Source organism: Streptomyces hygroscopicus subsp. hygroscopicus (genome assembly GCF_030269125.1).
Classification (GTDB): Bacteria; Actinomycetota; Actinomycetes; order Streptomycetales; family Streptomycetaceae; genus Streptomyces; species Streptomyces hygroscopicus_C.
This window is the reverse complement of the sequence record NZ_BSSM01000009.1, coordinates 14201-26265: the sequence shown is the minus strand read 5'-3', so window position 1 is coordinate 26265 and position 12065 is coordinate 14201. Positions and strand designations below refer to the sequence as shown.

Annotated in this window: 13 protein-coding genes; 5 read left to right on the top strand and 8 right to left on the bottom strand. The window is 70.1% G+C overall.

Going from position 1 to position 12065, the window contains the following annotated elements; genetic code table 11:
* Positions 1-3: 3 nt before the first annotated feature.
* A complete protein-coding gene (locus QSK45_RS20465) occupies positions 4-159 on the bottom strand; it encodes a hypothetical protein (RefSeq protein ID WP_285558936.1) in 156 nt (51 codons plus the stop codon).
* Between the two features lie 114 nt (positions 160-273).
* Here QSK45_RS20465 and QSK45_RS20460 point away from each other — a divergent pair, with 114 nt between their 5' ends.
* Together QSK45_RS20460 and QSK45_RS20455 are read left to right on the top strand one after the other, a co-directional pair.
* The gene (locus tag QSK45_RS20460) at positions 274-1143 is read left to right on the top strand and encodes a hypothetical protein (RefSeq protein ID WP_285558934.1); all 870 of its coding nucleotides are present in this window, start codon (positions 274-276) and stop codon (positions 1141-1143) included.
* A 129-nt stretch (positions 1144-1272) separates the two neighbouring features.
* The gene (locus QSK45_RS20455; protein WP_167408700.1) at positions 1273-1434 is read left to right on the top strand and encodes a hypothetical protein; all 162 of its coding nucleotides are present in this window, start codon (positions 1273-1275) and stop codon (positions 1432-1434) included.
* 11 nt (positions 1435-1445) lie between these two features.
* On the opposite strand, the gene QSK45_RS20450 is transcribed toward QSK45_RS20455, so the two are convergent.
* Positions 1446-1790, bottom strand: coding sequence for a metal-sensitive transcriptional regulator (locus QSK45_RS20450; protein WP_285558932.1), 345 nt, complete (start codon positions 1788-1790; stop codon positions 1446-1448).
* A 233-nt stretch (positions 1791-2023) separates the two neighbouring features.
* On the opposite strand from QSK45_RS20450, the gene QSK45_RS20445 reads away from it, so the two are divergent.
* On the top strand, positions 2024-2644 hold the full coding sequence (locus QSK45_RS20445) for a DUF47 domain-containing protein (protein WP_073901268.1): 621 nt from the start codon (positions 2024-2026) through the stop codon (positions 2642-2644).
* Between the two features lie 7 nt (positions 2645-2651).
* Positions 2652-3650, top strand: coding sequence for an inorganic phosphate transporter (locus QSK45_RS20440; protein WP_285558930.1), 999 nt, complete (start codon positions 2652-2654; stop codon positions 3648-3650).
* A 326-nt stretch (positions 3651-3976) separates the two neighbouring features.
* Here the strand turns inward: QSK45_RS20440 and pstB are convergent, their stop codons facing one another.
* The 4 genes from pstB to pstS all read right to left on the bottom strand — a co-directional run bounded on the left by pstB (position 3977) and on the right by pstS (position 8114).
* Positions 3977-4753 carry a phosphate ABC transporter ATP-binding protein PstB gene (pstB, locus tag QSK45_RS20435; RefSeq protein ID WP_285558928.1) on the bottom strand — a complete coding sequence of 259 codons (777 nt, stop codon included), beginning with the start codon at positions 4751-4753 and terminating at the stop codon, positions 3977-3979.
* A 40-nt stretch (positions 4754-4793) separates the two neighbouring features.
* Positions 4794-5855, bottom strand: coding sequence for a phosphate ABC transporter permease PstA (gene pstA / locus QSK45_RS20430; RefSeq protein WP_285558926.1), 1062 nt, complete (start codon positions 5853-5855; stop codon positions 4794-4796).
* Positions 5852-6856, bottom strand: coding sequence for a phosphate ABC transporter permease subunit PstC (pstC, locus tag QSK45_RS20425; protein WP_285558924.1), 1005 nt, complete (start codon positions 6854-6856; stop codon positions 5852-5854). The genes pstA and pstC overlap by 4 nt, the downstream gene beginning before the upstream one ends.
* Before the next feature lie 124 nt (positions 6857-6980).
* Positions 6981-8114: a phosphate ABC transporter substrate-binding protein PstS gene (gene pstS, locus QSK45_RS20420; RefSeq protein WP_285558922.1), complete on the bottom strand. Its 1134-nt coding sequence runs from the start codon at positions 8112-8114 to the stop codon at positions 6981-6983.
* A 331-nt stretch (positions 8115-8445) separates the two neighbouring features.
* Here pstS and QSK45_RS20415 point away from each other — a divergent pair, with 331 nt between their 5' ends.
* Positions 8446-10023 carry an FAD-binding oxidoreductase gene (locus tag QSK45_RS20415; protein WP_285558920.1) on the top strand — a complete coding sequence of 526 codons (1578 nt, stop codon included), beginning with the start codon at positions 8446-8448 and terminating at the stop codon, positions 10021-10023.
* 96 nt (positions 10024-10119) lie between these two features.
* Here the strand turns inward: QSK45_RS20415 and QSK45_RS20410 are convergent, their stop codons facing one another.
* Together QSK45_RS20410 and QSK45_RS20405 are read right to left on the bottom strand one after the other, a co-directional pair.
* Positions 10120-10824, bottom strand: a complete 705-nt coding sequence (locus tag QSK45_RS20410) for a phosphatase PAP2 family protein (protein ID WP_285558918.1) — start codon at positions 10822-10824, stop codon at positions 10120-10122.
* Positions 10825-10999: 175 nt separating this feature from the next.
* Positions 11000-12007, bottom strand: a complete 1008-nt coding sequence (locus QSK45_RS20405) for a C40 family peptidase (RefSeq protein ID WP_285558916.1) — start codon at positions 12005-12007, stop codon at positions 11000-11002.
* Positions 12008-12065: the final 58 nt, after the last annotated feature.

Genomic DNA, 12065 nt, shown 5'->3' with positions numbered 1-12065 from the left:
ACCTCATCCGTTCTCGTGCTCGGCCGCGTCCGTCCTGGCCTGGCTGCGGGCCCTGCGGGCCGGGCCGCGCCAGCCGCAGGTGCAGCGGGCCACGCAGAAGCGGCCCTGTTCGGTCGTCGTCGTCAGATGGTCGGGTTCCCGCGAGTCCTGCTGCGCCACGTCGTCCACGGTACCGAGAAGCCAAGGGCAGAGCGTGACGGCAGTCCCCTACTCGTCGTTAACCGGACGACAGGGGGGCCGTAACGGACGTACCGGCTGGGGGAAGGCAGGGCGATGGAACGGCGGCAGTACAGGCAGGCGCACCCGGGCAGAGCGGCCGTCGCGCTGGGCCTCATGCTCGTCCTCGGGGCGGGCGCCGGCGGCTGTTCGGACCTCGGGCTTCCCGCAGAGGACGTCAGGAGCGGCGCGGGCGATCCGCTCACCCTCCTGAACGGCGCGGCCGGCGCCCTGATCGACGCGGGCAGCTCCAAGGCCGGCACCGCCATGGAGATGGCCACGGGCGGCACCCGGGTCACCATCCGCGGCAAGGGGGTCTACGACTACGTCCACCGGCTGGGCCGGCTGACCGTCGTGCTCCCCGCCGACCCGACCGGCGCCGCCGAGCACCGTCCGCTCACCGAACTCCTCGCGCCGGGCGCCCTGTTCATGAAGAACCGGGGTGCGGGGGTGCCCGCCGACAAGTGGGTGCGGGTGGAGACGGCCACGCTGTCCGACGGCAATCTCGTCACCGGCGGCGTCACCGACCCGTACACCGCGGCCGCGGTGCTGCGCGGCACCCGGTGGGCGAGCTACGTGGGCCGCACCGAGGTCGGCGGCACACCGGTCCGGCACTTCCGGGGCACGGCCGACCTGACCGACGCGGCCCGGTACGCGCCCGCGGACGTCGGGAAGTCCCTGGCAGCGGCGGCGAAAGGGTTCGCCACGACCCAGGTCCCCTTCGACGCCTACCTGGACGACCAGGGCCGCCTGGTCAAACTGCGCCAGCGCTTCAGTTTCGTCAACGGCCGGCAGAAGACCCCGGTCGCCGTCACCTCGACGACCCTGCTGTACGACTTCGGCGCCTCCGCCGTCGTGAAACTGCCGCACCAGCGGGACATCTACGCCGGGCGCATCGCGGAGGAGGCGGGCGCCAAAGGGGCCTGAAATCAGCCACTTTCCGGCCCGGCACTAGTCCCGGACGCCCCCTCGTAAGTAGCCCGTCCGTGCCATGCGCGGTGGGTAAACCGCCTCCTACCCTAGGAGTTCGGTGACGTCAGGGAAGAGGTGAGGCGGGTGGCGGCGGTCGGCGGTACGGCGGTTCAGGACCACGTGGCCCTCGCCGAGATCGAGCTGTGCGGCGAGTTGATCATCGCGGCCTCGGCCGCCGAGGACCGGCTCAGCCTGGAGAGCATCGACGAGGTGCTCAGGGTGGAACGGCGGGAACGCGACAGCTGAGGCCGCGCCCCTCAGGTGCGCAGCAGCCGCCCGATCGCCTTCGTCGCCTCGTCCACCTTGGCGTCGATCTCGTCCCCGCCCTTGAGGGCCGCGTCCGCCACGCAGTGCCGCAGGTGCTCCTCCAGCAGCTGGAGCGCGAAGGACTGGAGCGCCTTGGTGGAGGCGGAGACCTGGGTGAGTATGTCGATGCAGTAGGTGTCCTCGTCCACCATCCGCTGCAGACCCCGGATCTGCCCCTCGATCCGGCGCAGCCGCTTGAGGTGCTCGTCCTTCTGCTTGTGGTAACCGTGCGTGGCGTGATCGGCGCACTCCGTCTGTCCGGAGGGTGCCGTCGCGCCGGCCTCGGTGGTCGTCATAGCGGGCCTCCATCTCGGGGCGGGTGTTCTCGGTCACATACGGGGGGACATAACGCCCGGCATACCCCTACTGGGTATATGGTACCGAATTTTGCTGGGTATGGGGGCCTTGGTACGCCCCCGTGATGATCGCCCCGCTCGATGGGCGACACTGGAAGGCGGCCCGATAGCCGTGGCCGGATGATGCGCCTAGCATCAGCCTGACCGAAACCGAAGCACCCCGAGGACCCCACGTGCGCTTTCGTCTGACCCCCAGGGAGACGAGCTTCTACGACATGTTCGCCGCTTCCGCGGACAACATCGTCACCGGCTCGAAACTCCTGATGGAACTGCTCGGGGCGGACTCCTCCGCCCGAGCCGAGATCGCGGAGCGCATGCGGGCAGCGGAACACGCAGGTGACGACGCCACGCACGCGATCTTCCACCAGCTGAACTCCTCGTTCATCACGCCGTTCGACCGCGAGGACATCTACACCCTCGCCGGTTCCCTGGACGACATCATGGACTTCATGGAGGAGGCCGTCGACCTCGTCGTCCTCTACAACGTCGAGGAACTGCCGAAGGGCGTCGAGCAGCAGATCGAGGTGCTGGCCCGCGCGGCCGAGCTGACCGCGGAGGCGATGCCGAACCTCCGCACGATGGACAACCTCACCGAGTACTGGATCGAGGTCAACCGGCTGGAGAACCAGGCCGACCAGATCCACCGCAAGCTGCTGGCGCACCTGTTCAACGGCAAGTACGACGCGATCGAGGTGCTGAAGCTCAAGCAGATCGTGGACGTTCTGGAAGAGGCGGCAGACGCGTTCGAGCACGTGGCGAACACGGTGGAGACCATCGCCGTCAAGGAGTCCTGAGGCGTCGATGGACACCCTGGCTCTGGTCGTGACCGTCGCGGTCGCGCTCCTGTTCACGTACACCAACGGCTTCCACGACTCGGCGAACGCGATCGCCACCTCGGTCTCCACGCGGGCACTGACCCCGCGGGCGGCGCTGGCGATGGCCGCCGTGATGAACCTCGCCGGCGCCTTCCTCGGCTCCGGGGTCGCCAAGACGGTCAGCGAGGGGCTGATCGAGACGCCGTCGGGCGGGACGGGGATGGGCATCCTCTTCGCCGCGCTGCTCGGCGCGATCGCCTGGAACCTCGTCACCTGGTACTTCGGTCTGCCCTCGTCCTCCTCGCACGCGCTGTTCGGCGGCCTGGTGGGGGCGGCGCTCGCGGGCGGTACGGCGGTCCACTGGGACGGCGTCGTCAACAAGGTCATCATCCCGATGTTCCTGTCCCCGGTCGTCGGCCTGATCGTCGGCTACCTGGTGATGCTGCTGATCATGTGGCTCTTCCGGCGGACCAATCCGCACAAGGCCAAGCGGGGCTTCCGCATAGCGCAGACGGTCTCCGCGGCGGGCATGGCGCTCGGCCACGGTCTGCAGGACGCCCAGAAGACGATGGGTGTCGTGGTGATGGCCCTGGTCATCGCCGGCCACGGCACCTTCGGCGACCCGATCCCGGTCTGGGTGAAGCTGGTCTCGGCGATGATGCTGTCGCTCGGCACCTACGCGGGCGGCTGGCGCATCATGCGGACGCTCGGCCGGAAGATCATCGAGCTGGACCCGCCGCAGGGGTTCGCCGCGGAGGCGACCGGCGCGTCGATCATGTTCGGCAGTGCGTACCTCTTCAAGGCGCCGATCTCCACGACCCACGTCATCACCTCCGCCATCATGGGCGTCGGCGCCACCAAGCGCGTGAACGCCGTCCGCTGGGGCGTGGCCAAGAACATCGTCCTGGGCTGGTTCATCACGATGCCGGCGGCCGCGCTGGTCGCCGCGCTGGCCTTCGGACTGGTGAAGCTGACGGTCCTCTGACCCGACCTCCGCCGGGCCCACCTCCTCGCTCCGAGGGGGTGGGCTTTCCCTTGCCCGCCTCGCCCACCACCCGCGGCCGCCTCCCGGCCGGCCGGGAGGCGGAGGGACACCGGGAACTCGGCCCCGGCCACTGAACCGGGCCCCCGGGAAACCCCGCGAGGTAGGGGGGAGCCCCCCGGAACGTGGCACGACCCGAACGCAGTGGGCCCGCCCCCGATGACGGGGGCGGGCCCTTCGCGCCCTCGCGGTGGCACCGCCATGCAGCACCGCGAGGAGTTCTGTGCCACCGCCGGCTCGGCCGAGCCGGCCGGAGACGCCGTACCGGCTCAGCCGAAGCGGCCGGAGATGTAGTCCTCCGTGGCCTGGACCGACGGGTTGGAGAAGATGCGCTCCGTGTCGTCGATCTCGATCAGCCGTCCGGGCTGGCCGACCGCCGCGAGGTTGAAGAAGGCCGTGCGGTCGGAGACACGCGCCGCCTGCTGCATGTTGTGCGTCACGATGACGATCGTGAACCGCTCCTTCAGCTCACCGATCAGGTCCTCGATCGCGAGCGTCGAGATCGGGTCGAGCGCGGAGCACGGCTCGTCCATGAGCAGCACCTTCGGCTCCACCGCGATCGCACGGGCGATGCAGAGCCGCTGCTGCTGACCACCGGAGAGCCCGGCACCCGGCTTGTTCAGCCGGTCCTTGACCTCGTTCCAGAGGTTCGCGCCCTTGAGCGACTTCTCGACGATGTCGTTCAGCTCGTTCTTGCGGTAGTTCCCGTTCAGACGCAGACCGGCGGCCACGTTGTCGAAGATCGACATCGTGGGGAACGGGTTCGGGCGCTGGAACACCATGCCCACCTCGCGCCGCACCGACACGGGGTCGACCCCGGTGCCGTACAGGTCCTCGTCGTCGAGCAGCACCTTGCCCTCGACGCGGCCGCCCGGGGTGACCTCGTGCATGCGGTTCAGGGTGCGCAGGAACGTCGACTTGCCGCAGCCGGAGGGGCCGATGAACGCCGTCACCGAGCGCGGCTCGACGGTCATCGAGATGTCCTCGATCGCCTTGTGGGAGCCGTAGTACGCGGTCAGTCCGCTTACATCGATTCGCTTGGCCATTACTACTTCACTACTTCCGTCAGTCGCTGAGGGGCCGCGGTCAGCGACCAGTCTTCGGGGCCTTCCAGCGGGCGATGCCGCGGGCCGCCAGGTTGAGGATCATCACGAAGGCGATCAGCGTGAGCGAGGCCGCCCAGGCGCGGTCGTACGCCGCCGTGGAACCGGAGCTCTGCGAGTACTGCTGGTAGATGTACAGCGGCAGCGCCTGCTGGGCACCCGAGAACGGGTTGTTGTTGATGAAGGAGTTGCCCCACACCAGCAGCAGGACCGGCGCCGTCTCGCCCGCGATCCGGGCGATGGCCAGCATGATGCCCGTGGTGATGCCGCCGATGGAGGTCGGCAGGACCACCTTCAGGATCGTGCGCCACTTGGGCACACCGAGCGCCAGGGACGCCTCGCGCAGCTCGTTCGGTACGAGCTTGAGCATCTCCTCCGTGGAGCGGACCACGACCGGCATCATCAGGATGGCCAGGGCCAGCGAGCCGGCGAAGCCGAAGGGCTGCATGTCGGCCATCAGCATCAGACTGAGGATGAACAGACCCGCGACGATCGAGGGGATGCCCGTCATGACGTCGACGAAGAAGGTGACCGCGCGGGCGAGGCCGCCGCGGCCGTACTCCACCAGGTAGATCGCGGTGAGCACACCGACCGGCGCCCCGATCAGCGTGGCGAGGCCGACCTGCTCCAGGCTGCCGATGATCGCGTGGTAGATGCCGCCGCCCGGCTCGGAGTCGGCGACGACGCCCATGGAGTGCGTCAGGAAGTAGGGGTCGAGGACCTTCACACCGCGCTTGACGGTGGTCCAGATCAGCGAGACCAGCGGGACCAGGGCGACCAGGAAGGCGACCCACATCAGCGAGGTGGCGATACGGTCCTTGGCCTGCCGCCGGCCCTCCACCGCGGACGCGATGACGAAGGTGCCGAGGACGAACAGCAGCGCGGCGATCAGGCCCCACTGGATGTGGCTGGTCAGGCCGGCGCCCTCGCCGATGCCCACCGCGACCACGATCGAGCCCGCGGCGATCGCCCACGGCGACCACTTCGGCAGGCTGGCGCTGCGCAGCGAGCTGCGGCGCTTGTCGGTGACGGCTGCGGTGCTCATGCGTTGGCCCCCGAGTACTCCTTGCGGCGGGCGATGATCGCACGGGCCGCGCCATTGACCAGCAGCGTGATGACGAACAGGACCAGGCCGGAGGCGATCAGCGCGTCCCGGCCGTCCTGCGTCGCCTCGCCGAACTTGCTGGCGATGTTCTGGGCGAAGGTGCCGCCGCCCGGGTCGAGCAGGCTGGTCTGGATGTCGAAGGTCGGGGACAGCACGGTGGCCACGGCCATCGTCTCGCCGAGCGCGCGGCCGAGGCCGAGCATCGAGGCGGAGATCACGCCGGAGCGCCCGAAGGGCAGCACCGACATGCGGATGACCTCCCAGCGGGTGGCGCCGAGGGCCAGCGCGGCCTCCTCGTGCATCCGCGGGACCTGGCGGAAGACCTCGCGGCTCACGTTGGTGATGATCGGCAGGATCATGATCGCGAGCAGGATGCCCACGGTGAGCATCGAGCGGGGCGCGCCGCCCTGCCAGGAGAAGATCCCGGTCCAGCCCAGGTACTCGTCGAGCCAGCCGAACAGGCCGTTCAGGTGCGGTACGAGGATCAGGGCGCCCCACAGGCCGTACACGATGGACGGCACCGCGGCGAGCAGGTCGATCACATAGGCGACCGGGCCGCTCATCCGGCGGGGGGCGTAGTGCGTGAGGAAGAGCGCGATGGAGACCGCGACGGGTACCGCCAGGGCCATGGCGATGACCGAGGAGACCACCGTGCCGAAGGCCAGGACCGCGATGCCGAAGGACGGCGGGACCAGGTTGGTGTTCCACTCGAAGGTGGTCAGGAAGTTGCCGTGGTCCTTGCTGATCGCGAGGGACGCACGGTAGGTGAGGAAGACCGCGATCGCGGCCATGATCACCAGAAGCAGGATGCCCGAGCCGCGGGACAGGCCGAGGAAGACGCGGTCACCGGCGCGGGTGGCGCCGCGGTTCGCGCTCTTCTTCAGGTCGGCGGTCGGCTGGGGTGCGGGAGGTGGTACGTCGGTTGTCTTCGTCATGTCCATCGGGTTCTCCGGTCTGCGGAGCCGCTCGTCCCTGTGGGGTGCGCGACTCGTGGCGGCGGTGCACCGGACGGTGCGGCCCGGCCCCCGGGGAGGCCGTGGGACCGGGCCGCACTCTCGGATCAGGTCAGCTCAGGCCCGCGATGGTGGTGCGGACCTTGCCGATGATCGCGTCGGGCATCGGCGCGTAGTCGATGCCGCTGAGGAGCTTCTGGCCGTCCTCGGAGGCCATGTAGTTGAGGAACGCCTTGACGGTGGGCAGGGTGTCGGCCTTGTTGCCCTTGTCGCAGGCGATCTCGTAGGTCACCAGGGTGATCGGGTACGCGCCGTCGGCCTTGGTGTTGTAGTTCAGCTGGAGCGACAGGTCGCTGCCGGTGCCGACGACCTTGGCGTCGGCGATGGCCTTGGTGGCGCTGTCGGTGCTGGGGGCGACCGGCTGGGCGGCACCGGTGCTGATGCTCACGGCCTTGACGCCGTCACCGACGTACGACAGCTCGAAGTAGCCGATGGCGCCGTTGGTCTGCTTGACCTGCTGGGCCACGCCGGAGGACTGCGCGGCGGACTGACCGCCCTTCGCCTGCCAGGTCTTGCCGCCCGAGTACTTCCAGTTCTCCGGGGTGGCGGCCTTCAGGTACTTGGTGAGGTTGTCCGTGGTGCCGGAGTCGTCCGAGCGGTGGAAGGCCTGGATCTTCAGGTCGGGAAGCTTCGCCGAGGGGTTCAGCTTCTTGATCGCCGCGTCGTTCCAGTTGGTGATCTTGCCGTCGAAGATCTTGGCGAGGGTGGGGGCGTCCAGGACCAGGTTGTCCACGCCGTTGAGGTTGTAGCCGATGGCGATCGGGCCGCCGACCATAGGGAGGTCGATGCCCTGGCCGCCGGAGCAGACCTTCTTGGACGCGGCGACCTCTTCGGGCTTGAGCGCCGAGTCGGAGCCCGCCCACGGGATCTGGCCCTGGGTGAACGAGGTCACGCCCGCGCCGGAGCCGCCGGCCTTGTAGTTGATCTGCACGCCACAGGCCTGCGAGAAGTTCTTGACCCAGGCGTCGATCGCGTTCTTCTGCGCGGAAGAGCCGTCCGACAGCAGCTGACCCTTGGCGCCGTCGCACTTGATGGAGGAAGCGTTGGTCGCCGAGGACGGGTTACCCGAGGCCTTGGAACCGCCACCGTTGTCGTCGGAGCCGCACGCCGTCAGGGCCAGGGCGCCGGAGACGGCGACAGCACCGAGAGTCAGGGCGCGCAGCCGGTTCTTGCGCTGAAGCTTCACGTTCGGGAGTTCCTTCCAGGAGCCGCCGCTGTCGGCGGCGTGCGAAGTCGTGAGTGCGGGAGCGCATCCAGACCGCACTCCGCACCGGGTAAGGCCGAAATTAGGCAGATCAGGTGAAGCCGCCGAAGGCCATAAATGAACGGCGGGTGAACCCCTGCCGTCAGCCCGGTGAGGTCACGGAATGCTCACGGGGAGGGCACGCGACGATTCCGACGACCGGGCCGGACGCGGACCTGTCCGATGTCCGGCGCCCGCGGGGGGGAACCCCGTCGCCACTGCCGTCGTCTCGTTCCCCGGGGACCACCGAGGGCCGCGGAAAGGCGACGGAGACATGGAACGGCGTACGTTCATATCGGGCGGCGCGGCCGCGCTGGCGACGACGGCACTGACCGCGTGCGGTACGGGCGGGGGCACTTCCGCCGCGGCCCAGGCGCACTCCTCGGGCGCGTCCGGGGCCTCCTCATCGTCCCTTACCGCGATGAAGACCACCACCGCGAGCGGCGCCGCGGGCTGGACCGCCCTCGCGCGCGATCTCGACGGCACCCTGGTACGGCCCGGCGACGCCCAGTGGAAGACCGCGCACCAGCTCTACAACACCCGCTTCGACGGCCTGAAGCCCGCCGCGGTCGCCTACGTCGCGCACGCCGCCGACATCCGCACCGTCCTGTCGTACGCGAGGAGCCACCACATACGGGTGTCGATACGCAACGGCGGCCACTCCTACGCCGGTTACTCCTCCGGCGACGACCGGCTCGTCATCGACGTCTCACGGCTGAACCGGATACGGGTCAGCGGCAGCCAGGCGGTGGTCGGCGCCGGCTCCAAGCTGATCGACGTCTACCGGGGGCTGGCCGCGAAGGGCGTGACCATACCGGCGGGCTCCTGCCCCACGGTCGGCGTCTCCGGCCTGGTGCTCGGCGGCGGCCACGGCGTCGTCTCCCGCGCGTATGGCCTGACCTGCGACAGCCTCACCCAGGCGACCCTGATCACGGCCGACGGCACCCAGGTCACCGCGGACGCGACCCACCACTCCGACCTGTTCTGGGCACTGCGCGGCGCGGGCAACGGCAACTTCGGCGTCGTCACCGAGCTGCACTTCCGCACCCGTCCGGCGCCGCAGGCGGTCACCGGGTACCTGTCCTGGCCGTGGTCGAAGGCGGCGGCGGTGCTCAAGGCGTGGCAGGAGTGGGGGCCGACGCAGCCGGACGAGATCTGGTCCGCCCTGCACCTGGCGTGCGCGCCGGGCCGTACGCCGTCCGTCTCCGTCTCCTGCTTCTCCCTCGGCACGTACGGCGAACTCCAGAACGCGGTGGACCGCCTCGCCCACACGGCCGGCGCCGACGCCTCCTCCGTCTCCCTGCACCGGCGGGGCTACGAGCAGGCGATGGAGATCTACGCCGGGTGCTCCTCCTTCTCCACCCGGGCCCAGTGCCATCTGCCCGGCAGCACACCGGGCCGCTCCCCGCAGGGCGCGCTCGGGCGCGAGACGTACGCCGCCCGCTCCGACTTCTTCGACCGCTCGCTGTCCGCGGCGGGCGTCCAGACCGTGCTGCGGCAGATCGCGTCGGTGCGGGGCGGCGCGGGCAGCATCGCGTTCACCGCGCTGGGGGGCGCGGTCAACCGGGTCGCCCCGACGGCGACGGCCTTCGTCCACCGCCGCTCCCGCATGCTGGCCCAGTACATCGCCTCCTGGCCGGCCAGGGCCTCCGGCGGTTCGGCGCAGTCCTGGCTGTCGTCGGCCCACCAGGCGATGGCGCCGTACGCCTCCGGCGCGGCGTACCAGAACTACACGGACCCGACGCTGACGAACTGGCGGAAGGCGTACTACGGGGATGCGGCGGCGCGCCTCGGGCAGGTGAAGGCGCAGTACGACCCGCAGCGGTTCTTCTCCTACGCGCAGGGGGTGTAGGGACCGGGCCCGCGGGAGCGGCCGGGCGGCGCTCCCGGCCGCGGGCGGGTCACGGCCGCTCGCACCGTCGCCCGCCCCGGGGAGCCGCGGCAGCCGCTAGGCCGCCAGGTCCCGTTCCCCGGAGTCCACCGACTCCACGGCCCGCCGGGCCCCCGGCACCACCGGCACCCCCGCCGTCGCCCGGCGCCGCACGATCCAGGCCAGCCCCGGAGACTTCTCCACCGCCTTCATCAGCGGCGTGAGCAGCGCCGACGCCGGCGGGGCGAGCAGCAGCGTCACCGCCGTACCGAGCGCGAACCCCCCGACCACATCGGTCGGATAGTGCACGCCCATGTACACCCGGCAGAACCCCTCCGCCAGCGCGAGCCCGATTCCCGCCAGGCCGAATCTCCTGTTAGCGACGAACAGCCCCACCCCGAGTGCCATCGTCAACGTGGCGTGATCGCTGACGAAGGAGAAGTCGGTCTTGCCGGAGACGAGGACATCGAGCCCCTGATGGTCCACGAAGGGCCGCGGCCGTGACACGAATCCCCGGATCGGGATGTTCACCAGCACCGCGATCCCGGCCGCGAGCGGCGCCCACACGAGCGCGGCCACGGATGACGCCGCGTCCTCGCCGCCCCGCCGCCGCACCGACCACCAGCACCACACCACGAGCAGCACCATCGCGAGCAGCAGCCCGTACTCGCCCACGAACTCCATGATCCGGTCGAACCAGTGCGGCGCGTCCTTGGCCAGACCGTTGATGTCGTAGAGCAGTTCGACGTCGGGGTTCGATCCGGACTCGGCGAGTACAGCCATGGTGCTGCGGCCCCTTCGTCGTCTTCCCGGACGCACCTCGTGTGCGTCGCACCGACCCCCGTCAACAGGAACGCACGGTCACCATCAATGCGTTCCACTCTCCACCGAAAGATCACGCAGACGTTACCGAAGAGAGACTCATCATCGCAGCTCAGGGGGTAGGTTCACGCGCGGTTTACACCGTCGTGGGGAGCGCTTTTGCGCCATCTTCGGTCACTCGGGTCGCCCCGAAGTAATCGGCGCCGTCGATCGGGTCGAAGCGGATCACCGCCCCCGTGCGCGGCGCGTCGATCATGTACCCGCCACCGACGTAGATGCCCACGTGGTGAATGGCCCGGGAGTCGCCGGGGTCGTGGGAGAAGAAGACCAGGTCGCCGGGGAGCAGCTGGCCGCGGGAGGGATGCGGTCCCGCGTTGTACTGGTCGTTGGCCACGCGCGGCAGTTTGATCCCGACGCTCGCGTACGCCGCCTGGGTCAGCCCCGAGCAGTCGAAGCGCCCGCCCTGCGCGGCCGTGCCCTCGCCGCCCCACAGGTACGGCGTGCCGAGCTTCTTCTGCGCGAAGTCGATCGCCCCGGCGGCCTGCCGGGTGGGGTCGAGCCGGCTGGGCGGCGCGGCGAAGCTCGCCGCGAGGCTCTGGATCCGCCGCACGTAGTTCTGCGTCTCGCTGATGGCCGGAACCCCGCCGGCCTGGATGACCCGGTAGGCGCCGGCGTTGTAGGCGGCGAGCATGTTGTCGGAGACGTCGCCCGGAACGTCCTTGACGTACTTGGCCAGTTCGCAGTCGTACGACGCCGCCGACGGGATGGCGTCGGCCGGGTCCCAGATGTCCCGCTTGCCGTCGCCGTTGCCGTCGATGCCGTGCGTCGCCCAGGTGCTCGGGATGAACTGCGCGATGCCGCGGGCGTCGGCCGGGCTGACCACGGTCGGGTTCCAGCCGCTCTCCTGGTACAGCTGCGCGGCCAGCAGCGCGGGGCTCAGCGCGGGGCACAGGTTCCCCCACTTCTGCACCAGTTGCTGGTACGCCGCCGGCACCGCCCCCTTGGCCAGCGCCCGGCCGCCCGCGGCCATGCCGCCCACCAGGTTCCCTGCGACCAGGTACACCCCGACCACGAGCACCATGACGAACCCGAGCCCGCCCGCCACGAGGGCACCACCGACGACCCACGCCTTACGCACCGTCAACCGCCCCTCACCGTCGGCCAGTCCGCCGCACAGCAGTGTAGGAGTCGCGCGGGCCCGG

Coding starts and splice junctions, on each gene's coding strand:
- pstA (WP_285558926.1), bottom strand. CDS start 5,855: ATGAGCACCGCAGCCGTCACCGACAAGCGCCGCAGCTCGCTGCGCAGC.
- QSK45_RS20440 (WP_285558930.1), top strand. CDS start 2,652: ATGGACACCCTGGCTCTGGTCGTGACCGTCGCGGTCGCGCTCCTGTTC.
- QSK45_RS20410 (WP_285558918.1), bottom strand. CDS start 10,824: ATGGCTGTACTCGCCGAGTCCGGATCGAACCCCGACGTCGAACTGCTC.
- pstC (WP_285558924.1), bottom strand. CDS start 6,856: ATGGACATGACGAAGACAACCGACGTACCACCTCCCGCACCCCAGCCG.
- pstB (WP_285558928.1), bottom strand. CDS start 4,753: ATGGCCAAGCGAATCGATGTAAGCGGACTGACCGCGTACTACGGCTCC.
- QSK45_RS20415 (WP_285558920.1), top strand. CDS start 8,446: ATGGAACGGCGTACGTTCATATCGGGCGGCGCGGCCGCGCTGGCGACG.
- QSK45_RS20450 (WP_285558932.1), bottom strand. CDS start 1,790: ATGACGACCACCGAGGCCGGCGCGACGGCACCCTCCGGACAGACGGAG.
- QSK45_RS20460 (WP_285558934.1), top strand. CDS start 274: ATGGAACGGCGGCAGTACAGGCAGGCGCACCCGGGCAGAGCGGCCGTC.